Annotated in this window: 19 protein-coding genes and 1 tRNA gene; 8 read left to right on the top strand and 12 right to left on the bottom strand. The window is 64.7% G+C overall.

From position 1 onward, the window contains the following. Window position 1 precedes the first annotated feature (1 nt). From ACKODO_RS08965 to ACKODO_RS08950, 4 genes are all read right to left on the bottom strand, one after another. Entirely contained in the window at window positions 2–1,138 is a 1,137-nt protein-coding gene (locus tag ACKODO_RS08965; RefSeq protein WP_408983096.1) for a Re/Si-specific NAD(P)(+) transhydrogenase subunit alpha, read from the bottom strand. 83 nt (window positions 1,139–1,221) lie between these two features. Next, complete coding sequence (locus ACKODO_RS08960) at window positions 1,222–1,434, bottom strand: aa3-type cytochrome c oxidase subunit IV (RefSeq protein ID WP_408983095.1); 213 nt, start codon at window positions 1,432–1,434, stop codon at window positions 1,222–1,224. Between the two features lie 93 nt (window positions 1,435–1,527). Beyond that, window positions 1,528–2,886, bottom strand: a complete 1,359-nt coding sequence (locus ACKODO_RS08955) for an ABC1 kinase family protein (protein ID WP_408983094.1) — start codon at window positions 2,884–2,886, stop codon at window positions 1,528–1,530. An 82-nt stretch (window positions 2,887–2,968) separates the two neighbouring features. Further along, window positions 2,969–4,816 (bottom strand): M3 family oligoendopeptidase, encoded by a 1,848-nt coding sequence (locus tag ACKODO_RS08950; protein WP_408983093.1) that lies wholly within the window; start codon window positions 4,814–4,816, stop codon window positions 2,969–2,971. 231 nt (window positions 4,817–5,047) lie between these two features. Here ACKODO_RS08950 and ACKODO_RS08945 point away from each other — a divergent pair, with 231 nt between their 5' ends. The 3 genes from ACKODO_RS08945 to ACKODO_RS08935 all read left to right on the top strand — a co-directional run bounded on the left by ACKODO_RS08945 (window position 5,048) and on the right by ACKODO_RS08935 (window position 10,528). Beyond that, window positions 5,048–6,550: a sigma-54-dependent transcriptional regulator gene (locus ACKODO_RS08945; RefSeq protein ID WP_408983092.1), complete on the top strand. Its 1,503-nt coding sequence runs from the start codon at window positions 5,048–5,050 to the stop codon at window positions 6,548–6,550. Window positions 6,551–6,876: 326 nt separating this feature from the next. Beyond that, the gene (locus tag ACKODO_RS08940) at window positions 6,877–8,814 is read left to right on the top strand and encodes a murein L,D-transpeptidase (RefSeq protein WP_408983091.1); all 1,938 of its coding nucleotides are present in this window, start codon (window positions 6,877–6,879) and stop codon (window positions 8,812–8,814) included. A gap of 139 nt (window positions 8,815–8,953) precedes the next feature. Continuing rightward, window positions 8,954–10,528, top strand: a complete 1,575-nt coding sequence (locus ACKODO_RS08935) for a DUF882 domain-containing protein (protein ID WP_408983090.1) — start codon at window positions 8,954–8,956, stop codon at window positions 10,526–10,528. A 96-nt stretch (window positions 10,529–10,624) separates the two neighbouring features. On the opposite strand, the gene ACKODO_RS08930 is transcribed toward ACKODO_RS08935, so the two are convergent. Both ACKODO_RS08930 and ACKODO_RS08925 read right to left on the bottom strand, forming a co-directional pair. Continuing rightward, entirely contained in the window at window positions 10,625–10,870 is a 246-nt protein-coding gene (locus tag ACKODO_RS08930) for a DUF2312 domain-containing protein (RefSeq protein ID WP_408983089.1), read from the bottom strand. A 108-nt stretch (window positions 10,871–10,978) separates the two neighbouring features. Beyond that, the gene (locus ACKODO_RS08925; RefSeq protein WP_408983088.1) at window positions 10,979–11,770 is read right to left on the bottom strand and encodes an N-formylglutamate amidohydrolase; all 792 of its coding nucleotides are present in this window, start codon (window positions 11,768–11,770) and stop codon (window positions 10,979–10,981) included. A gap of 107 nt (window positions 11,771–11,877) precedes the next feature. Between ACKODO_RS08925 and ACKODO_RS08920 the strand changes: the two genes are divergently transcribed. The 3 genes from ACKODO_RS08920 to pyk all read left to right on the top strand — a co-directional run bounded on the left by ACKODO_RS08920 (window position 11,878) and on the right by pyk (window position 15,142). After that, the gene (locus tag ACKODO_RS08920; RefSeq protein ID WP_408983087.1) at window positions 11,878–13,188 is read left to right on the top strand and encodes a glycerate kinase; all 1,311 of its coding nucleotides are present in this window, start codon (window positions 11,878–11,880) and stop codon (window positions 13,186–13,188) included. A 17-nt stretch (window positions 13,189–13,205) separates the two neighbouring features. After that, complete coding sequence (locus ACKODO_RS08915) at window positions 13,206–13,628, top strand: DUF1036 domain-containing protein (RefSeq protein ID WP_408983086.1); 423 nt, start codon at window positions 13,206–13,208, stop codon at window positions 13,626–13,628. Between the two features lie 89 nt (window positions 13,629–13,717). Then, entirely contained in the window at window positions 13,718–15,142 is a 1,425-nt protein-coding gene (gene pyk / locus ACKODO_RS08910) for a pyruvate kinase (protein ID WP_408983085.1), read from the top strand. Between the two features lie 124 nt (window positions 15,143–15,266). On the opposite strand, the gene ACKODO_RS08905 is transcribed toward pyk, so the two are convergent. The 4 genes from ACKODO_RS08905 to cpdR all read right to left on the bottom strand — a co-directional run bounded on the left by ACKODO_RS08905 (window position 15,267) and on the right by cpdR (window position 16,767). Next, entirely contained in the window at window positions 15,267–15,890 is a 624-nt protein-coding gene (locus tag ACKODO_RS08905; protein ID WP_408983084.1) for a tetratricopeptide repeat protein, read from the bottom strand. Window positions 15,891–16,021: 131 nt separating this feature from the next. Continuing rightward, entirely contained in the window at window positions 16,022–16,147 is a 126-nt protein-coding gene (ykgO, locus tag ACKODO_RS08900; RefSeq protein WP_408983083.1) for a type B 50S ribosomal protein L36, read from the bottom strand. 82 nt (window positions 16,148–16,229) lie between these two features. Then, window positions 16,230–16,304 (bottom strand) — tRNA-Val (locus ACKODO_RS08895). Between the two features lie 103 nt (window positions 16,305–16,407). After that, the gene (gene cpdR, locus ACKODO_RS08890; protein ID WP_408983082.1) at window positions 16,408–16,767 is read right to left on the bottom strand and encodes a cell cycle two-component system response regulator CpdR; all 360 of its coding nucleotides are present in this window, start codon (window positions 16,765–16,767) and stop codon (window positions 16,408–16,410) included. Window positions 16,768–16,952: 185 nt separating this feature from the next. On the opposite strand from cpdR, the gene ACKODO_RS08885 reads away from it, so the two are divergent. Together ACKODO_RS08885 and hisN are read left to right on the top strand one after the other, a co-directional pair. After that, window positions 16,953–17,852 carry an N-formylglutamate amidohydrolase gene (locus tag ACKODO_RS08885; RefSeq protein ID WP_408983081.1) on the top strand — a complete coding sequence of 300 codons (900 nt, stop codon included), beginning with the start codon at window positions 16,953–16,955 and terminating at the stop codon, window positions 17,850–17,852. 417 nt (window positions 17,853–18,269) lie between these two features. Then, window positions 18,270–19,061, top strand: a complete 792-nt coding sequence (gene hisN / locus ACKODO_RS08880; protein WP_408983080.1) for a histidinol-phosphatase — start codon at window positions 18,270–18,272, stop codon at window positions 19,059–19,061. A 294-nt stretch (window positions 19,062–19,355) separates the two neighbouring features. Here hisN and ACKODO_RS08875 read toward each other — a convergent pair whose 3' ends face one another. Both ACKODO_RS08875 and ACKODO_RS08870 read right to left on the bottom strand, forming a co-directional pair. Next, entirely contained in the window at window positions 19,356–20,345 is a 990-nt protein-coding gene (locus ACKODO_RS08875) for an alpha/beta fold hydrolase (protein WP_408983079.1), read from the bottom strand. 72 nt (window positions 20,346–20,417) lie between these two features. Continuing rightward, the coding region (locus tag ACKODO_RS08870; protein WP_408983078.1) for a hypothetical protein at window positions 20,418–20,704 on the bottom strand (287 nt) is incomplete at its 5' end.

Below are 20,704 nucleotides of genomic sequence, written 5' to 3'. Positions count from 1 at the left end.
CTTACGCCTTGGGCGCGTAGATGGGGTGCACCAGCGCCCCGTCGCGGCTCAGGCACGTGGCCTTCACCAGCTCATCCTCGAAATTCACGGCGAGCTTCTTCTCTTTCTTGTCCACGAGGGTCTCGAGGAAGGCGAGAAGGTTGCGCGCGTAAAGCGACGAAGCGGTTGGCGCGAGCCGGCCCGGCACGTTGGTGTAGCCGACGATCTTCACGCCATTCGCCGTCGTGACGATCTCGCCCGCCTCGGCACCTTCCACGTTCCCGCCGCGCTCGACCGCGAGGTCAATGATGACGGAGCCGGGCTTCATCGCGGCGACCATCGCGGCACTGACGAGGCGCGGCGCGGGCCGGCCCGGAATGAGCGCCGTGGTGATCACGATATCCTGCTTGGCGATATGCTCGGCCACGAGTGCCGCCTGCTTCGCCTGATATTCGGCGGACATAGGCTTGGCGTAGCCGGCGGCGGTTTCGGCCGCCTTGAATTCCTCATCCTCGACCGCGATGAACTTCGCGCCGAGCGAGGCGACCTGCTCCTTCGCGGCGGGGCGAACATCCGTCGCGGTCACCACCGCGCCAAGACGGCGGGCGGTCGCGATGGCCTGAAGGCCCGCCACGCCCGCGCCCATGATGAAGGCTTTCGCGGCCGGAACCGTGCCGGCGGCGGTCATCATCATCGGAAAGGCGCGTCCGAAAATCGATGAGGCATCGATCACGGCGCGGTAGCCGGCGAGGTTCGCCTGCGACGAAAGCACGTCCATCACCTGCGCGCGGGTGATGCGTGGCATCAACTCCATGGAGAAGGCGGTCACGCCCTTCTCGGCCAAGGCCTTCATGCCCTCTGCATCGCTGTAAGGGTCGAGCATGCCGATCACGAGCGCGCCCTTGGCGAGCTTGCCGGCGACATCCGCCGAGGGGCGGCGCACCGAGAGCAGGATATGCGCACCCTTGAGCGTCGCGGCGGCGGTGCCGATGCTTGCGCCGGCTGCCTCGAACGCTGCATCGGGGATATCCGCACCGGCGCCTGCGCCTTTCTCGATCGCGATTTCCGCGCCGAGGGCCTTGAGTTTCCCGATCGTGTCGGGCGTCACCGCCACGCGGGGTTCCCCCGCCTTGGTTTCATCGAGAACGGCAATGCGCATCGTGTCTCCCCGGGGATGAGCGATGATGACGGGAAGGGCCGCGTTCGGGTGGCGCGGCTGAACTTTCCGCGAGGCGAGATACCTCAGAAGAACTTGGCGATGACGCCGATGGTGAGCGCCGAAACGAGCAGCGTGAACGCCCAGGGCAGCGGGCCCCAGATCGACCCGACCAGCATGACGAGAATGACCGAGACGGCCGTTCCCCACTTCATAAGTTCGCCGAAAAGCGCGTAGGTCTTCTCGTGCTCGGCGTAATCCATCGCCGGGGGCTGGTGGTCGTGGTTATGGGTGGCCATGGTTATCGTCTCTCCGGATCGGCAGGAACCTTTTTCTCGCCTCTATCTCAAAGCCCGGTTCCGCGCAATGCAGCCAACATCTTCTGCGTGCCTTCAGGGCAAGCCGAATTGCGTCAATTTCGCCTGCTGCCGGGCCGCGACCTGCGCGACCGCGAAGGCCTCGATCTCGGCATTGAAAAGCCGGTGGAAATTCAGCCGTGCATCAAGATGCAGGAACACCCCGCCAAGGCCGATCGCCGCGCGATCCATGAAGACGAATTCGCGCGGGATGGTCACCGGGCCCTTCTCCTTCAGCGCCTGATGCACCTGAAAGGCTTCTCTGCGGCCATATTCGCCAGGCGAGACGCCATCGGCGATGGTTCGCACACGGTCGTCCAGCAGCGGGCCGAAGATGAAGCGCGCCCAGAGCGAGAGCACGTCGATCTGGTCATTCTTGAGGTTCTTGAAGCCCCAGGTCTCGTAGGCCGAGACGATCTGGGCGCGATTCTCCGCGAGAAGCCCGTGATAGAGATCGATCACGCCGCCTACAAAATCTGGCGGGAAGATGCGGATGCAGCCGTAATCCAGCAGGTTGATGCCCGCCGGCTCGCCGCCCGCATCCCGGAACACGGTGTAGTTCCCCAGATGCGGATCGCCATGGATGATGCCGACCTGCGCGAAGGGGTGCCACCAGGCGCGGAACATCGCCTTCGCGAGGCGGTTGCGCACCTCTTCGCTCTCGCCCTTGAAGGCGAGCATCTTCTCGCCATCGAGCCATTCGAGGCAGAGCAGGCGCCGGGTGGAGAGGCTGTCCTCCACCTTCGGCACGCGCACGAGATCATCACTCGGAAAAATCGAGCGATAGAGCCGGGCATGCCTCGCCTCGCGCGTGTAATCCAGTTCCTCACGGATTCGGGCCGCGATTTCCTGCTTGATCTCGCGGGTGTCGATGACATTCGACATGCGGCGATGGATGGAGAAGAGCAGGTCGAGCTGCCTGAGATCGGCCTCCACGGCCGATTCCATATCCGGATATTGCAGCTTGCAGGCGATGCGCCGGCCATCGAGCGTGGTGGCGCGATGCACCTGCCCGAGCGACGCGGCGGCCGCCGGTTCCTTCTCGAACGAACCTAAGCGGTTCACCCAATCGGCCCCGAGTTCGGTCGTCATTCGCCGCTTCACGAAGGCCCAGCCCATGGGCGGCGCCTCGGATTGCAGCTTGCGCAGCTCTTCGGCATATTCCGCCGGCACCGCCTCGGGAATGGTCGCGATCAGCTGCGCGACCTTCATCAGCGGGCCCTTGAGGCCACCCAGCGCCGCCGTCAGCGCGGCGGCATTGCGACGGTCGCCATCCGACGATCGGCCCACGAGGAATCCACCCGCGATCCGCGCGGCAACCCCACCGACATTGGCGCCCACCCGGGCATAGCGCGAGGCACGCGCGGAAAAGCGGTTCTGTTCGGTATCGGACATCGGGGACCGTTTCCAGAGAGACTGTGCCCTCGTTACGGTCCAGAGATGGGGACGGATGCAGGAATTGTCATCCGTCCGTCCATCAATCCTCCATGCCCTCGAGCTCGGTGATCATGGAATCGATCACGCCAAGGCCGATCTGCCAGAAGGCCGGGTCGCGAGCATCGAGCCCGAACGGGGCCAGCAAATCCCCGTGATGCTTGGTGCCACCAGCCTTCAGAAGGGCGAAGTAATGGTCCACGAAACGAGGATCAGCCTTCTGGTAGACGCCATAGAGCGAGTTCACGAGGCAATCGCCGAAGGCATAGGCATAGACGTAGAAGGGCGAGTGGATGAAGTGGGGGATATAGGCCCAGAACACTTCATAGCCCGGCCCGAGATGGATGGAGGGACCCAGGCTCTTCGCCTGCACATCGAGCCAGATCCCGTTCAACTGCTCGGTAGTGAGTTCGCCGGTGCGGCGCTCGGTGTGCACGCGGCGCTCGAAGGCATAGAAGGCCACCTGCCGCACGACCGTGTTGATCATGTCCTCGACCTTCGAGGCGAGCAGCGCCTTGCACTGGGCCGTGCCGGTCGTCTCGGCAAGGATCTTCCGGAAGGTCAGCATCTCGCCGAAGACGCTGGCCGTTTCCGCGAGCGTCAGCGGTGTTGGCGCCATCAGCGCGCCATTCGGGCCGGCCAGCACCTGATGCACCCCGTGGCCCAATTCATGGGCGAGGGTCATCACGTCGCGCGGCTTGCCGAGGTAATTGACCATCACGTAAGGGTGCGAGGAAGGCACCGTCGGGTGCGCGAAGGCGCCCGGCGCCTTGCCTGGCCGCACGGGCGCGTCGATCCAGCCCTCGTCGAAGAAGCGCCGCGCAATGCCCGCCAGTTCCGGCGAGAAGCCGGCATAGGCATCCAGCACCGTGTCGCGCGCCTCCTCCCAGGGAATCGTGCGCTGCTCGACCTTGGGGAGCGGCGCGTTGCGATCCCAGAATTCCAGCGCCTTCTGCCCGAACCACTTGGTCTTCAACGCATAATAGCGGTGGGACAGCCGCGGATGCGCGGCCTCGATCGCCGTAACCATCGCATCCACCACCTCGCGCTCCACGCGGTTGGCGAGGTGACGGCTATCGGCGACATCCTGGAAGCCACGCCAGCGATCGGAAATCTCCTTGTCCTTCGCCAGCGTGTTGGTGATGAGCGTGAAGAGCCGCAGGTTCTCGGACAGGGTCTTCGCGAGCGCTTCGCCGGCGCTCTTCCGCTTCCTGCCATCCGCATCCTGCAAACGTCCCAGGGTGGGTTCGAGGGTCAGCGTCTCGCCATCCACCTCGAAACGCAGCGAGGCCATGGTCTCGTCAAAAAGGCGGTTCCAGGCGCCGCGCCCGGTGACGGATTTCTCGTGGAAGACCTGCTCGATCCGATCCTCGAGCTGGTAGGGCTTGTCCTTCCTGAGGTCCTTCAGCCACGGTGCGTAATGGTCGAGCGGAGCGCTCTGGCAGAGCTTGTCCACCACCGCATCATCGAGGCGGTTGAGCTCCAACGTGAAGAACAGCAGGTCGGAGGAGATTGTGGTCACGCGCTCCTGCGCATCGCTGTAGAATTTGCCATGCGCGGGATTGGTTGTGTCGGTCGCGTAGATCAGGCCGGCATAGGAGATGACGCGGCCCAGCCGGTCCTCGATCTTCTCGTATTCGCGCACGGCCTCGAACAGGGCCTTGCCGCCATCCGGCCCGCCGGCGAGGCTCGCCAGATGCCCGCGATAGCGCGCGGCGAAGGCTGCTGATTCGCGCTCCGCTTCCGCCAGATCGGCCTTGTAGGGAGCCGAATCCATGCCGGGATAGAGGTCCGAGAGACGCCATTCGGGCAGGGCGCCAAGCTTTTTTTCAGCTCCGCCCCCGGTAGCATTGGCATGGACCGGCCTGTGGCGACCATCACCGTTCCGCATGTCTTTCCCCTTCATTTTGCCGGAAAAAGGCAGTTTCGGCTTGCTTCGCCAATTTCTGGCCGCGTTTCTTCGTGCTCCCAGCCAGATGGCGCAAGCGGGTGCGTTTTGCAATGCATGCCCTGCTTTCGCGGCGGGATTTACAGCCTGTTTACGCCGTTCCGCGACACTCGCCTCAGAACGAAACAGCTGCGCCTTCGGTTGCGGGCTGAAGCGAAAGTGACTCCGCCGCTCATGAGTGCCACTCTCCTCATCGTCGATGACGATCCCGTCCAGCGTCGCCTGCTCACCGAAATGGTGCGCCGCTTCGGCTATCAGCCCGAGCCGGTGGAGGGGGGTGCGCAGGCACTCGATCGCCTCAACGACCGCTCCAAGCCCAAGATCGACGCGATGGTGCTCGATCTCGTGATGCCCGAACTCGATGGCATGACCGTGCTCGCGCGGCTCAAGGCGATGGAACAAGCCCCGCCGGTGATCGTGCAGACCGCGCATGGCTCGATCGATGCCGTGATCAGCGCGATGCGCGCCGGGGCGACCGATTTCGTGGTGAAGCCGGTGGGGGCCGAGCGCCTTCAGGTCTCCATCAAGAACGCCCTGCGCGTGGATGCGCTGGAGGGCGAGGTTCGCCGGCTCTCCAAGCGTGGTTCGGGGGCGCTTCAATTCTCTGATCTCGCCTCTTCCTCGCCGGATATGACACGGGCCATCCGGCTCGGAGAGCGCGCGGCGAAATCGGGCATTCCCGTGCTCCTCGAAGGCGAATCCGGGGTCGGCAAGGAAGTCTTCGCTCGCGCCTTGCAAGGGGCCAGCGACCGGCGCGGCAAGCCTTTCGTCACGGTCAATTGCGGCGCAATCCCCGCGAACCTCGTGGAAAGCATCCTCTTCGGCCACGAGAAGGGCGCCTTCACGGGTGCCACCGAGAAGCATCTCGGCAAGTTCGTGGAAGCCTCGGGCGGCACGCTTTTCCTCGATGAGGTTTCCGAACTTCCGCTCGATGCGCAGGTGAAGCTGCTTCGCGCCATCCAGGAAGGCGAGGTCGATCCGGTCGGCGGGCGCAAGACCATGAAGGTCGATATCCGCCTCGTCTCGGCATCGAACCGGGACCTGCTCGATTGCGTGCGGCAGGGCAGGTTTCGCGAGGATCTCTACTATCGCCTCAACGTCTTTCCGATCGCCATTCCCCCCTTGCGCAACCGCCGTGAGGATATCCCCACCTTGGTGCGCCGCTTCATCGCGCGCTTCTCGGCCGAAGAAGGGCGGACGATCCGCGGCATCTCGGCAGAGGCGATGCAGCTCCTGCAGAGCTTCCACTGGCCCGGCAACGTGCGCCAGCTCGAAAATGCCATGTTCCGCGCCGTCATCCTCTGCGAGGGTGACGAGATCACCCTCGATCACATGCCACAGGTCGCGCAAGTGGTGAGCGGTTACGAGGTGCGTATTCCGACAATTGCCGCCACGCCCGCCCCGGCACCGATGGCCGAGCGCGAGATCGTGCGCGTGGAGATCAAGGATCCCTCCGCGCTCACGCTGCTCGATCCCATGGGCGACGTGCGTCCGTTGGGCGATGTGGAAAGCGAGACGATCCGTTTCGCGCTCGAACATTACCGGGGGCAGATGTCCAAGGTCGCGCGCAAGCTCGGGATCGGCCGCTCGACCCTCTATCGCAAGCTGAAGGAACTGGGCATCACGACGGAAGAACCGGAAGGCGAGGATCTCGACGGCGACAACCGCGCCGCGTGAAGATGCGGAATGGCACGGACCGGCCGCGCCTTCCGGACTGCACTCATCCGAATCCGCCACTGGCCGCCCTTGCGGGAATCAGCCTCGCGTGGGAGTAGAGACGAACGATGATTGGCCCGTTTTTCAGAGGGCTTGAGGCCCGGAAGTCGAAGCGCATGCTGGAGCTTGGCGGCAGGATGATTTGGGCAAGCCGGGCCGGCGGATGCAGCACCCTCCTCGCGGGCTTTCTGCTGGCCTCCACCGCATTGGCGACATCGCCGGAGCAGAGCGCCGAGGGCAGATCGGCCGCAACAGTCGAAACCCTGGTTCAAGCTGCCGCACCCGCCGTGGCGGTTCGCACCGATCGGCCCGCCAATGAGGACGTGCTGGTTCTCCCGCGCCTGCCCGATCCTGCTCCGCCCGCCATGCCGGCCGAACTCGAGATGCTGCGCCGCGCGAGCCTCCCGCCGGCGGTCGTGACACCTGCCGAGCCGGCTCCGATCGCGAGCCTTGATCGCATCATCATCGAGACTCCACCCCCGCCGGCTTTCGACCTCTCGATCCTGGAACGCGAGAAGCGCCTGCCGGAGGAGCCGAGCCCGGTGCCTCAGCAGCAGGCCGGTCCGATCATCATCGAGCGCCCGGCCCCGCCGGAATTCGACCTTTCCTCGCTCAGGATCGAGCCGCCCCAGCGCGCCGAGCCGCTGGCGCCGCTGCCCTACCGGCTGGCGATTGCGCCGGATGCCGCCAAGGCGCTGATCGAGCCGCATCGCCAGCGCCTCAAGCTCAAGCCTTCGGTGACTGACCAGATCGTCGCGGCCTACGAGACCCGCGACTGGCAGTCGCTTTGGCTCAAGCCCGATGGCGGCCTGGCCAAGCCGGTTGCAGGCATGGTCGCGCAACTCTCCTCCGCCGCGGAAGATGGCCTTGATCCGAGCCGTCTGCTCTCGCTCATGCCGCTTTCGCTCTCCGACCTCACCAGGGCCACGCCGATCGCCGAAGAAAAGCGCGCGGAAATCGACCTGCTGCTGAGCCTCGCGGCTGTGGCCTATGCGCAGGATGCGCGCGGTGGCCGCCTCGAACCGGCGAAGCTTTCCGCGATGCTCACGCCGGAACTCTATCTGCCACCGGCAGGGGAGGTGCTGGAGCGCGCGGCCAGGGCCGAGACGGCGGAGGCTGTTCGGAATGCTCTCGCGGGCTACAATCCGCAGCATGAGGGCTATCGCGCGCTGAAACAGGCGCTCGCCCGGTTGCGGGCCGAGCCCGCTCACGAGCCTGAAGCCATGGCGAGCATGTTGAAGCCCGAGGTCCTTCGCGCCGAATTGCCGGCGAATTTCATGGATGGCACGTTGCTGGTGCCCGGCCAGGAAGATGCGCGCGTGCCACATCTGCGCCTTCGCCTTGGTCTGCCGGCGGGCGAAAAGCCCGTCTATGACGCCGCTCTTGCCGAAGCCGTGAAGGAATTCCAGCGTGCCAATGGCTTCAAGCCGGATGGCCGCATCACGCCCCGTACCCGTGCGCTGCTTCAGGATATCGACGCGCCGGTGAGCCGCGAACAGAAGGCTGCGAATGCGCCGGATGATCTCGTGGGCATGCTCATCGCCAATATGGAGCGCTGGCGTTGGCTTCCGCCGGAACTCGGGCGCACCCATATCTTCGTGAACATCCCGGAATTCCGCCTCCAGATGATGGATGAGGGCGCGCGCGTCTTCGAAACGCGGATCATCGTCGGCAAGCCCGAGCGGCAGACACCGGTTTTCTCCGACAAGTTGGAGTTTCTGGTCGTCAATCCGTCCTGGCACATTCCGCCCACCATTCTTCGGAAGGATGTGCTGCCGAAACTCGCGGCCGACCCGACCTATGCCGCGCGCATGGGCTACCAGGTGATCCGGAATGGCAACTCGATCTCCGTACGCCAGCCGCCGGGCGAGCGGAATGCGCTGGGTCATGTGAAGTTCATGTTCCCGAACGCGCATGCGGTCTACCTGCACGATACGCCCGGCCGGCACCTGTTCCGCAGCGAAATCCGGGCCTTCAGCTCCGGCTGCGTGCGCGTCGATCAGCCTTTCGCGCTGGCGGAGCATCTGCTCATGAAAAGGCAGGGTCTGAACGAGCGGCAATTGCGAGCCATGATCGGCAGCGGTGAGCGCACGATCCGCCTCACTGAAGCGGTGCCGGTGCATCTCGCCTATTTCACATTGTCGGTCGACGAGAACGGTGCCCTGGTCCGCAAGCCGGACCTTTACGGGCATGATTCCCGCATCCGTCGCGCATTCTCGCTCTGATCTGGTTTGTCATTCTTGTGTGATATCATGGACCATCAGGCGTTTTTCCGCCATGTTTACCCTTCATGTCTTGCTGCCATTCAGCTTGCCTCGGCGGCAGGACAGCGTGGTGCGGCATGAGACGGACAGGGTTGGGGGAATGACCGGACCTCTGCGCCAGACCATGGGAGCGGGCAGGCGCAGCCTTTCGGCGGCGCTCGCGGCCTGTGCGCTGGTGCTGGGCGCGCGCGGCACGCAGGATGCGGTCGCGAATGGCGATACCCGCACGATCGAACTCGTCCATACGCATACTGAGGAGCGCCTTCGCGTGACCTTCCGGCGCGATGGCAGCTTCGACAGCAACGCGCTTTCCCAGCTCAATCATTTCCTGCGCGACTGGCGCAACGACGAACAAACCGCCATGGCACCGCAGTTGTTCGACCTCGTCTGGTATGTCCATCGCGAGGTCGGGGCGACGGAGCCGGTCAAGGTCGTCTCGGCCTATCGCTCGCCGAATACCAACGCGATGCTCGCGCGACGGTCGCGCGGCGTGGCGAAGAACAGCCATCACATGCGCGGCAACGCGATGGATTTCCATATCCCCGGCGTCTCCATGGCGAAGGTGCGCGAGATCGGCATGCGCCTGCAGCGGGGTGGTGTGGGATATTATCCCGCGGCCGGCTCGGCCTTCGTGCATCTCGATGTCGGAACGGTGCGCTCATGGCCGCGCATGCCGCGCGATCAGCTCGAGCGGCTGTTCCCGGATGGGAAGACCGTGCATATTCCGGCGGATGGCATTCCGCTTGCGAATTACCAGCTCGCGCTCGCGGAAGTGCAGGCGCGCGGCGGTTCGGCGCTCGATTACGCCACCGTGATTTCGAATCGCGGCCAATCGCTCTGGGCGCTGCTCTTCGGTTCGGGCGAGGAGGATGATGGCGGGCTCGAACGCGCGCCGGCGCCTGGCCGCAACGCCCGTGTCGCCGTCGCGGCCGTCTCGCCGCCGCCTGTTCAGAGCGGCGACAATGTCATGGTGGCTTCCGTTCAGCCCGGTGCCGTGACGGCTTTCGCAGCCACCCCGCCCATTCCGCGCCAGACCGAGCTTCGGCCGCAGCCGGGCAGCGAGCCGGCCACCGCCGCACCGCCGCAGGCCGCCACCGCTCCGGCTCAAGCCGGGCCCGTCGAGGCCGCCGGCCTGCCGCTTCCCCCGATCCGCCCGCCTGGTCTCGGCGAGATCGCGCCACTCGCGGCCAATGGACCTGTTCCGGCCGATCTGCCGCTGCCGCCCATTCGGCCATCGAAGCTGGGCTTGGCGGAAATCCCGCCCGTTGCTTCGCCCGCTTCCCCGCCTGCCGCGCAGGTTGCAAGCCTCGCGCCGCCTGCGACTTCGCTTTTGCCCGCGCCGGACCTCGCTTTGCCTCCCCTTCGCGCGCGCCCTGTCTCCGCGCCTCCGGCTGAGCCGGTCAGACCGCCCGTTCCGGTCAAGCATGCTGTCGATGCCGCGGCCAGGGGCGATATTGCCGCGCTGATTGCGGCTCAATCTGCGCGCCTTGCGCGCCCCATGCATGTCGTGAATGTCGCGCCACCGCCCGTGGAGCGCGAAGTGAATCGCGGCGTGGTGGCGATGGGCCTTGGCAAGACAACGCCCGCAACCATCGGCAACGGGCACTTCGCCGGACGGTTCATCCGGCCGATTTCGGTCCGCTTCACGCATGCGGGAGACGAGAATCCGCGCTGAGCCGCTATTCGCGGATCGGCCCGCGTTTTCGTTTCGATGTTTGGCGCATGTTCCTTGATCAACCGGCAAAGGCCGGATCGGAGATTGCCTTGGGCCTCACGCCATCCCGAGCGCGTTGAGGTAGGTCTCGAGCAGGGCCTCTTCCTCCTGCCGCTCATGTGGTTCCTTCTTCCGCAGCGAGATCACCTTGCGAAGGATCTTGGTATCATAACCTTGGCCCTTGGCCTCGGCATAGACGTCCTTGATGTCGGAGGCGATGTTGCGCTTCTCCTCCTCGAGGCGCTCGATGCGCTCGATGATGGACTTCAGCTGGCCGGCGCCGGCGCTTGAAATATCATCCATTGTGCTTCTCTCTCGATCGGAACGTCTGGTGAGGGAAGTGCCGGATGCGCGGCGCCTGATCAAGCGCCCAATGGTCGCTGTCCCCGCCTTTCTCGCGGTCTCGATTTTTCACGCCGGGTGGCTGCCATGGATGCGCGCAACGTGGAGATCGGGGTTCGCGAGCAGGGGTCGCAGCACGCCCGAAAGGCGCTTGCCCCAGGCGCGGGCTTGCTCCCCGGTTCCGATCAGATCCTGCCGAATCTCCACCAGGGCATGGGCGAGTCCGGCGCGGATGACATGACGATCCATCGTATCGCCCCGATAGCCGCCCTGATAAGGTTCGTTATCGCCCACCACGAGATCAGGCTCGCGGGAAAGGGCATCGAGAAGCGCCCGGTTCAGGCGCGGATCGAAATCCCAGATCACCGTGACGTGCCAGGGGCGCTTGCGGCCCTTCATCTCCGGCGTGAAGGAATGCATGGAGAGGATGACCGGGTTCTTCCCCGTGGCGCGCATCGCCGCGATCGCGCGGGCGATGGCTTCATCATAGGGCCGGTAGAACCGCGCGATGCGCCGTCCGATCTCTTCATCACCGATGCGGGCATTGCCGGGCACCACGGCGCCATCGGCGATGCGCATCACGAGGGTGGGATCATCCTCGCCGCGATTGGGATCGATCAACAGGCGCGAAAAGCGGCTGAGCACGGCCGGACAGCCGAATTCCTCCGCGATCTGCCGGCTCGCATCGGCCGCGCCGATCTCATAGGCGATATGGCGCGAAAGCTGTTTTGAACAGAGGCCGAGATCGGCATATTCCGATGGGATATGCGCGCTGGCATGGTCGCAGAGCACGAGAAGGCCGCAATCTGCCCTGCCGGGAATGATCTCGTAGGCTTCGGCCTCTTCGCGGGCGATCGGCAAGGGAAAGCATCCTCTTCGTGGTTGCGGCCTTCTCCACCAAAGGGCAGAAGGGATCAACGGCGAAATCGCTCGCTGCGACCGAAATTCCTGCCCCGATGGTCTCTCCGATGATTGCTCCTTCTTCCGAAACGGCAGCCCGATTGCGAGCCGATGCCCGGAGGGTTGTCGAAGCCGCGATCGACGCGGTGAAGCCCTCGATCTTCCTGCCGCCGCACCTGCCTCGGCCGCGAGCCGGGCAGCGCGTGGTGATTTTCGCGGCGGGCAAGGCGGCGGGCTCGATGGCGGAGACGGCCGAGGCGCATTATCGCGCGCTGGGCCTCGGGCCGGATCGGCTTTCGGGCCTTGCGATTGCCCGGCATGGCTATGGTCGCCCCCTCGCGATCCTCGATGCCATGGAAGCGGGTCATCCGGTGCCGGATGAGGCGGGCCTCTCCGCCTCCGCCGAGATGATGCGGCGGGCGCAGGTTGTCTCGCCCGATGATCTCGTGATCTTCCTGCTTTCGGGGGGAGCCTCGGCCAATCTCGTGGCACCGCTGGGGGCGATCACCCTGGCGGAGAAGCAGGATCTCACCCGCCAGATGCTGCGTGCCGGCGTGCCCATCGGTGAGATCAACACCCTGAGGAAGCATATCAGCCGCGTGAAGGGCGGGCGGCTCGCGGCGCTGATGCAGGGCGCGGAGATCGTGACTCTCGCGCTCTCCGATGTTCCGGGTGATGAATTGAGCCTCATCGGTTCGGGGCCGACGATCCCCGATCCCTCCACGCTGGAACAGGCCCGGGCCGTGGTCGCGCGCCACCGGCTCCGGCCCGCCGCGAGCATCCTTGCGGTGCTGGATGATCCGGGAAGCGAATCGCCCAAGCCGGGCGATGCCTGCTTTGCTCGCTCCCGCGCGATCGTCGCCGCCAAACCCGCGGATGCCTGGCATGCCGCGTGGAAAAAGGCCGAATCCCTTGGCTATCGCGTCGTTGATCTCGGCCATGCACTCGAGGGCGAGGCGCGAGAGATCGCCGCCGCCCATGCCCGCCGCGCGCTCGAGGCCGCGCCGGGGGAGAATCTCGCCTTCCTCTCGGGCGGGGAGCTGACCGTCACGATCAAGGGCAAGGGACGGGGCGGGCCGAACCAGGAATATGCGATGGCGCTCGCGCTCGGTCTTCGGGGCGCGGCGGGAATCGCGGCGCTCGCGGCCGATACCGATGGCACGGATGGCGGCGTCGGCCGCGCGGATGATCCCGCCGGGGCTTTTCTGGATGCCTCGACGCTGCAGCGCGCGCACGATGCCGGGCTTGATGCCGCCATGATGCTGGAGAATAACGATTCATCCGCTTTCTTCCGCGCTCTGGGAGATCTCTACGTGCCGGGCCCGACCTTCACCAATGCGAATGACTTGCGCGTGATCCTGCGCGAGGGCCCCGCGTGACGGTTCGCTTGCGAAGCATGATGGGGGTGTTGGGCCTCGGTCTTGCGGGAATGCTGGGCCTTTCCGCGCCGGCAAAGGCCGATCTGCGCGTTTGCAACACCACTTCGGGCCGCGTGGGTGTGGCGATCGGCTACCTCGATGGCCCGGTCTGGGTCACCGAGGGCTGGTTCAACCTCAAGCCGGGGCGTTGCGAAACAATTATTCGAGGACAACTCAATTCCCGCTTTTTCTATCTGCATGCCGTGGATTATGATCGCGGGGGGGATTGGAGCGGGACCAATATCCTCTGTGTCCGCGATACCGAGTTTTCGATCCGTGGGCCGCTGGATTGCTATGCGCGAGGTTTCGAGCGCGCCGGGTTCATCGAGATCGATACCGGGCAACAAAGCGACTGGACGGTGGAACTGGGGGATGGCGGGCTCGTCACGGGCCGGCCCTGAGGCTCTGCGACCTTTCCCGGTCTCAGTTCTTCCATGTCGGCCCTTCATCTGCCTCGGCAGGACATGAAGAGGGCCGGGTTCAAGGAACCATGAGACGCAACCGACGCACGAAAATTCTCGCCACGCTGGGGCCCGCTTCCCAGGATGATGCCATCGTTCGCCGCCTTTTCGAGGCCGGGGCGGATGTCTTCCGGATCAACATGAGCCATTCGAGCCACGAGGTGCTCGAATCACGCGTGAAGCAGCTTCGCGCGCTTGAGGCGGAAATCGGCCGCCCCATCGGCATTCTCGCCGATCTTCAGGGGCCGAAACTGCGCGTCGGCACCTTTGCCAACCCGCCGGTCATGCTCGAAAAAGGCCAGCTTTTCACGCTCGACAGCGATCCGACGCCGGGGGATGCCACCCGCGTGCAATTGCCGCATCCGGAAATCCTCGAATCCTTGCGCATCGGCCATCGCGTGCTGATCGATGACGGCAAGCTGATCTTCGTCGTGGTCGAAGCCGCGCGGAAAAAAGTGGTGATCCGCGTTGAATTCTCCGGGCCGATCTCCAACAAGAAGGGCGTGAGCCTGCCGGATACCATCCTGCCGACCTCCGCACTCACACCGAAGGATCGATCCGATCTCGCCGCCGCGCTCGAAGCGGGAGTGGACTGGATCGCGCTCTCCTTCGTGCAGCGCCCGGAAGACGTGGCCGAGGTGAAGAAGATCGCCCGGGGACGTGCCCTGGTGATGGCGAAGCTCGAGAAGCCGCAGGCCATCGAGCGGCTTGAGGAGATCATGGAGCTTTCCGACGCGCTGATGGTGGCGCGCGGCGATCTTGGCGTGGAACTGCCGCTGGAGGTCGTGCCCGGCCTGCAGAAGCGCATCACCCGCATGGCGCGCAAGCTCGGCAAGCCGGTGGTCGTCGCCACCCAGATGCTCGAATCGATGATCGTCAGCCCGACGCCGACGCGTGCCGAGGTGTCGGATGTCGCGACCGCCGTGTTCGAAGGGGCGGATGCGGTGATGCTCTCGGCCGAGAGTGCGGCGGGCAAGTTCGTCTACGAGGCCGTCGAGACGATGAACAAGATCATCGAGGCGGTGGAGAGGGACCCGAACTATCCGGTGCTGCTCGCCGGGCAGCGCTCGCCCCCGGAGCCCACGGGCGCGGATGCCATCGCGGCGGCCGCGCGCTCCGTGGCCGAGACGCTGGATCTGCGCGCCATTGTGGCCTGGACAGCCTCCGGCGCAACCGCCCTGCGAATCGCCCGCGAGCGTCCCTATCCGCCGATTCTCGCGCTCACGACCTCCCGCAACACCGCGCGCCGGCTCGCGCTGGTCTGGGGCGTGCATGCCGTGGTGGGCGAGGATCCGAAGGATGTGGACGACATGGCCCATGCCGGCGCGCACGCGGCGCGCGAGCAGGAATTCGCCAATCCCGGCCAGCGGATCATCCTTGTTGCGGGCGTTCCCTTCGGCACGCCGGGTGCGACGAACATGCTGCGCATTACCTTCGTGAGTGCGGATGACTGATGCAGATGAGGCAGGAGCGGTCTGGAGCATTTTCCGGTCTGATCGAACGAGATCGGATGCTCTATCTCTTTGTCTGATCGCATTTTCTTTACGCGAACCGGTTCCCACTTCGCTTGAAAATGCTCTAGATCGGCTGCCCTTCGGCTTCCAGCTTCAGCCTCTCCAGCATTTTCTCGAGATCGGGGAAAAGCGGATAGACATCCTGCGCGCGGCGATAGATCTGATAGGCCTGCTTCCGCTTCCCCATCATCTGCAGGAGCTGCCCGAGCCCGGCGAGCGCATGGAAGTGCCGAGGCTCATGGGCAAGGCTCTGGCGAATATCCCGCATCGCGCTTTCCTCGTCCTTGAGGAGGAAATGCACGATCGCGCGCCGATGATAGGCTTCCGACCAGTTCGGCTTCAGCGTCGTGACGAAATCGAGAAGATCGAGCGCCAGGTCGTAGTTCCGGGTTTCGATCGCCTGCTTGGCGCGTTGCAGCAGCAGATCGGCCGTGTCACTGCCCGATTTTTCGAATCGCTGCTCGATCTGCTGGGCGACCGCCCTGGCGGCGTCGGCCGTCGAAGCAGCCTGCAGGCGTTCGAAGAGCCGGTCGAGCCGCTCGCGGTCGCCATTGCGCGTGGCCGGCGACTCCGCGCCCGTCATCTGCGCGGCAGAAGGAGGGGCCATCCCGAGGAGGGCGATCAGCGCGAGGGTGACGAAGCGCATCATCATGAAGACAAGCGTGGAGCGGTGCTCGGCTTCCGTCAAGGGAAGTTGATCGGAGCGTTGCTCAAGAGCGCGGGTTTCAAACACCAGAAGGGCGCTCGAAGGCGCCCTTTCGCGAAATCCGATGAGGAGATAAAGACCCGCGCGCGACAAGCGCGGCAGATCGCCGAGGCTTAGCCCTGGCGCGCCTTGTAGCGCTTCTGTGTCTTGTTGATGATGTAGACGCGACCACGGCGGCGAACCATCTGGTTGTCGCGGTGGCGCGTCATCAGCGACTTGAGCGAATTCCTGATCTTCATCGTCTGAACTCCAGCCGGGCCGGAGCCCAACGTTTGAACCATCCTGCTTCGGCCGCGAAACGCCACCGGAGCCGGGCGAAAATGGTGGGCGCGACAGGGATTGAACCTGTGACCCCTACAGTGTCAATGTAGTGCTCTCCCGCTGAGCTACGCGCCCCAAAGACCCGCCAGGGACACCCCTGTCGGACGGGAAGCGGCTCTATAGTCAGCTCTCCCTGAAAGGGCAAGGGAAAAAGCCGGGCTTCGAGCCACGAATTCCGTCAGGCCGCGAGCATCCGCTTCACCTCGTTCACGAGGTCCTTGAGGTGGAACGGCTTGGAGAGCACGCGCGCATCCTTCGGCGCGTTCGATTCCGGGTTCAGCGCGACGGCGGCAAAGCCGGTGATGAACATGACCTTGATATCCGGATCGAGTTCGGTCGCGCGGCGGGCAAGCTCGATGCCATCCATCTCCGGCATCACGATGTCGGTCAGGAGGAGTTCGAAGGGCTCCTCGCGCAGGCGATGATAGGCCGAGCGGCCATTATCGAAGGAGGCGACGTCGAAGCCGGCATTCTGCAGCGCCCTGACGAGGAACTTCCGCATGTCGTTGTCGTCTTCGGCCAGGAGGATCTTGGTCATGCTCATCTCGTCTGACCTGTCTCGGAATCTGACAGGATGGTTAGGGCCGCGTGGTAAACATGTGGTGTATGGCAATTGCGAGGCCAGTGCTGGCGCTGGACGATTCACATGGCAATCGCCATCATAGCTCCGCGAATGTTGCACGCGAACTCCGTTTCGGCCGCAAGAAGGAACACGCCTCCCGCATGAGCATGCCCCGGATCGAGACAGGCGAGACTTTCACGCTGCTGCATCCGGCTGCATCGGAAGCTGTGCCTGTCCTGCTGAATTCGCCGCATTCCGGCGAGGTTTTTCCCGAGGCCTTCCTTGCGCGCAGCCAGCTCTCGCGGCAGGAGATGCGGCGCGCATCCGATCTTTATGTCAATCGCCTTGTGGAGCGCGCCGTCGCCATGGGCTCGACGGTCATGTTCGCGCATCTGCCGCGATCCTTCGTGGATCTCAACCGCGAGCCCCTCGAGCTTGATCCACGCCTCATTGCCGGCACGCTGCCGGTGGAGGCCAATACGCGGTCGCTGCGGGTGGCCGGCGGGCTTGGCACCGTGCCGCGCGTGATCGGCGATCAGGTCGAGATCTATGCGGGCAAGCTCGCGCTCGACGAGGCTTTGGCGCGCATCGAAAACTTTTACCTGCCTTATCACGGCCGGCTGCATCGCGCCCTGGCAGAGCTGCATGCGCGGTTTGGCCGGGCTTGCCTCATCGATTGCCATTCGATGCCTTCGAATTCGCGCACCACGGGCCTCATGCCCGATCTGGTGATCGGCGATCGCTTCGGTGCATCCTGCAGGCCGGAACTGGTGGCATTGTTCGAGGCGCTGGCGCGGCAGGAGGGCTTCCGCGTGGAGCGCAACCAGCCCTATGCCGGGGGCTACATCACGGAATGCTACGGGCGGCCCGATCTCGGCTGGGACGCCTTCCAGATCGAAATCAATCGCGCCCTTTACATGGATGAGCGCAGTCTCGAGCCGCATTCCGGCTTCCCCGAGCTCGCGCGACGGCTCGAGAACATGTTCGCGAAATTTTTCGCCGAGCAGGCATTCGAATTTCGCACGTCGGACTTGCATTTTTATCAGAAGGCTGCTGAATAGCGCCGTCCTTTAAAGGACGTCAAATGCTCATGCTGTCCGGGAACAAAAAGCGGGGAGAGATCGGGCCGATCGGCGTCGGGTTCGTTGCCCGCGCCAGAAAAGAAAAAGTCCCGCAAAGGGCGAAAAAACCCGTCGCAGGAAAAAAATGCGGTGCAAACGGGCGATAGGCAAAAAAAAGGCCGCACGAAGCGGCCTGAAAGTCTAGGGAGGAAACGCCCAAGGAGGGCATGTCGCGGGACAACGTCAACCGCGACAATCTGAACATATATTGCACTGCAAAAAAATACAAGGGTTCAGTCAGGGGCCTTTTGCTCGGCCGTGTTCACAGCCTCGTGAACGCGGCCTTCGTTTTATGCGCAGTTTCTGCCATGGCTCCTGTCACCGTTTCGCGATTCGCCCTTTCCGAAGAGCTTTCCCATGCGTCCTGTCGATCTCAACGCCTTCATTGAGGGTCTGGCTCGCCAAGCTGGCGAGGCCATCCTTCCCTTCTTCCGCACCACACTTTCCGTGCAGGACAAGGGGCGCGCGAAGGGCGCGGTCTTCGACCCGGTGACCGAGGCCGATCGCGCGGCGGAAACAGTGATCCGCCGTCGCATTATCGAGGCTTTCCCCATGCATGGGATCCTTGGCGAGGAATTCGACGACGAACGACTCGATGCCGAGCATGTCTGGGTGATCGACCCCATAGACGGCACACGGGCCTTCCTGTGCGGCCTCCCGGTTTGGGGCACGCTGATCGGGCTCATGCGCAACAACCGGCCCGTGCTGGGCGTGATGCACCAGCCTTACACAGGCGAGATGTTCATTGGCGATGGCGGCAGCGCGCGCATCAACGGCCCGCGCGGGCTCCGCGAACTGCGTGTGCGCGACTGCGAGGCCCTCGCCGATGCCACGCTGATGACGACCGATCCGCGCCTCTTCAAGGGCCCGGAGCGCAGCGCCTACGACGCGATCGAAAGCGCCGTGCGCCTCACGCGTTACGGCACCGATTGCTATGCCTATGCGATGCTCGCGGCCGGGCAGGTCGATCTCGTGATCGAGACGGGCCTGAAGCCCTATGACATCGTTGCGCTGATCCCGATCATCGAGGGCGCGGGCGGTGTCGTCACCACCTGGGATGGAAGCCCGGCGAAGGATGGGGGTCGCATTCTGGCAGCCGGCTCGGCCGCGTTGCATGCGGCGGCGATGGAGCATCTCTCCAAGGTTTGAGCCTAGAGCACCCGCCCGCCAAGTGGATACCGGTTGGCGGAAAATGCGGATGCGAAAACAAGAAGAGTAAGCGCCAGATCTGATTCAATCAGATCGGTTTGCGCTCTAGAGCACCCGCCCGCCAAGTGGATACCGCTTGGCGGAAAAAGCGGATGCGAAAACAAGAAGAGTAAGCGCCAGATCTGATTCAATCAGATCGGTTTGCGCTCTAGAGCATCCGCCCGCCAAGTGGATACCGGTTGGCGGAAAAAGCGGATGCGAAAACAAGAAGAGTGAGCGCCGGATCTGATTCAATCAGATCGGTTTGCGCTCTAGTTGTCCTTCGCCCGGCACGAAGGCGTCGAAAGCTGTCCAGAACAGTGCGCGGACCTCATCTTGCTCCATCAGGATCTCGTGGCGCGAGCCGGGCAGCACCATTGCGCTGGCTTGCCGCAGGCGCAGGGCCAGCTTCTCGGCCGAAGCGGTCAGCACGACCGTGTCCGCCCCGGCGAGCAGCATCAGCACCGGCGTGCGGCTGAGGCACCCGAAATCGTCATCCCCGAAGCGGTCGAGCGCGTGGAAGGCGGCGGCAACCCAGCCGATCGTGGGGTCCCCTATGCCGAGATGCGGATGCGCCTCCAGCCAGCCGCGCGCGGTGCCAAAGCGCGAGGGATCGCGCGTGAAGGGATTTCCTTCGAAGGGGCCTCGCAGGCGTGGCACATCCGTCCCGAACGGAATGCGCCAGATGGCGAAGCCCAGCGCGGAGAGCATGCGCGAAACAACCTGCCCCGCCATGCTGCCACCGAGACCTGTAACGGCGATCAGCGGGGAGGTGAGCACGGCGCGCCGGAAAGGGGAATTGCCCTTTGCGATGTGGTGCAGCGCCAGACAGCCGCCCATGGAATGCGCCAGCAGCGACCAGGGCTGCGGCAGGTCACGCAGCTTCATCGCCGCAATCACCGCCTCGAGATCAAGCTGGTAATCCTCGAAATCCTCGACATGCCCGGCGAGGCTGTTGCGCAGCAAACGTTCGGAGCCGCCCTGGCCGCGCCAATCAAAGCTCACGACCGCAAAACCCCGCCCGAGCAGTTCGCCGATCACCTCACGGTACTTCTCGATGAATTCCGCCCGACCCTGCAGGAGCAGGATCGTGCCCTTGGCCGCAATGCCCTCGGCCAGCGGGAAGAAGGCGGCGCGCAGCGCATAGCCATCCCGCGTCAGGATGGGCATCACCGCGTGGGGCGGGAAGGGCTGGCCATCTGGCGGCTCGGCGAGCGTGCCCGGAGCGGGCAGGAATTGATGCATCGGGCTGTCCGGCGGAACGCGGCTCGAAGCCGCAGCATGATTGTGCCGCGATTGCCGGCGGGCCGGCAAGCCTCAGCGCGCGGCCGGGGCCTGTGCCTCCACAAGCTTCGCACCGATGATCATGTTGGAGCGCGCATCGATGACCAGATGGAGCCGCCGGCCATCCTCGGTTGTCAGGAGGCCGGTCAGCAGGTTTCCGCGCCGCTGGAAACCTGGCAGCTGCAGGGGCGCGACGGCACCCGTGGCCATCGGCGCGGGCCGTTCCGGCATGATGCGCTGCGCGGAATCGGAGGCTTGCACGAGCCATCCGCTCGAAAGGAGCGCGCCCGATCCGGCGAGCATCAGGGCTCCTGCAAGGG

The organism is Rhabdaerophilum sp., assembly GCF_046092605.1.
In the GTDB taxonomy this organism is placed as follows: Bacteria; Pseudomonadota; Alphaproteobacteria; order Rhizobiales; family Beijerinckiaceae; genus Rhabdaerophilum.
Note: the sequence above shows the minus strand (reverse complement) of the source record. Positions and strands in the feature narration are given on the sequence as shown.

What these genes read in the sequence shown, in the direction of transcription:
- ACKODO_RS08960 (WP_408983095.1), bottom strand. Translation starts at nt 1,434, where the DNA reads ATGGCCACCCATAACCACGACCACCAGCCCCCGGCGATGGATTACGCC.
- ACKODO_RS08915 (WP_408983086.1), top strand. Translation starts at nt 13,206, where the DNA reads ATGATGGGGGTGTTGGGCCTCGGTCTTGCGGGAATGCTGGGCCTTTCC.
- ACKODO_RS08885 (WP_408983081.1), top strand. Translation starts at nt 16,953, where the DNA reads ATGAGCATGCCCCGGATCGAGACAGGCGAGACTTTCACGCTGCTGCAT.
- hisN (WP_408983080.1), top strand. Translation starts at nt 18,270, where the DNA reads ATGCGTCCTGTCGATCTCAACGCCTTCATTGAGGGTCTGGCTCGCCAA.
- ACKODO_RS08950 (WP_408983093.1), bottom strand. Translation starts at nt 4,816, where the DNA reads ATGCGGAACGGTGATGGTCGCCACAGGCCGGTCCATGCCAATGCTACC.
- ykgO (WP_408983083.1), bottom strand. Translation starts at nt 16,147, where the DNA reads ATGAAGATCAGGAATTCGCTCAAGTCGCTGATGACGCGCCACCGCGAC.
- cpdR (WP_408983082.1), bottom strand. Translation starts at nt 16,767, where the DNA reads ATGACCAAGATCCTCCTGGCCGAAGACGACAACGACATGCGGAAGTTC.
- ACKODO_RS08965 (WP_408983096.1), bottom strand. Translation starts at nt 1,138, where the DNA reads ATGCGCATTGCCGTTCTCGATGAAACCAAGGCGGGGGAACCCCGCGTG.
- ACKODO_RS08875 (WP_408983079.1), bottom strand. Translation starts at nt 20,345, where the DNA reads ATGCATCAATTCCTGCCCGCTCCGGGCACGCTCGCCGAGCCGCCAGAT.
- ACKODO_RS08955 (WP_408983094.1), bottom strand. Translation starts at nt 2,886, where the DNA reads ATGTCCGATACCGAACAGAACCGCTTTTCCGCGCGTGCCTCGCGCTAT.
- ACKODO_RS08935 (WP_408983090.1), top strand. Translation starts at nt 8,954, where the DNA reads ATGACCGGACCTCTGCGCCAGACCATGGGAGCGGGCAGGCGCAGCCTT.
- ACKODO_RS08945 (WP_408983092.1), top strand. Translation starts at nt 5,048, where the DNA reads ATGAGTGCCACTCTCCTCATCGTCGATGACGATCCCGTCCAGCGTCGC.
- ACKODO_RS08920 (WP_408983087.1), top strand. Translation starts at nt 11,878, where the DNA reads ATGATTGCTCCTTCTTCCGAAACGGCAGCCCGATTGCGAGCCGATGCC.
- ACKODO_RS08930 (WP_408983089.1), bottom strand. Translation starts at nt 10,870, where the DNA reads ATGGATGATATTTCAAGCGCCGGCGCCGGCCAGCTGAAGTCCATCATC.
- pyk (WP_408983085.1), top strand. Translation starts at nt 13,718, where the DNA reads ATGAGACGCAACCGACGCACGAAAATTCTCGCCACGCTGGGGCCCGCT.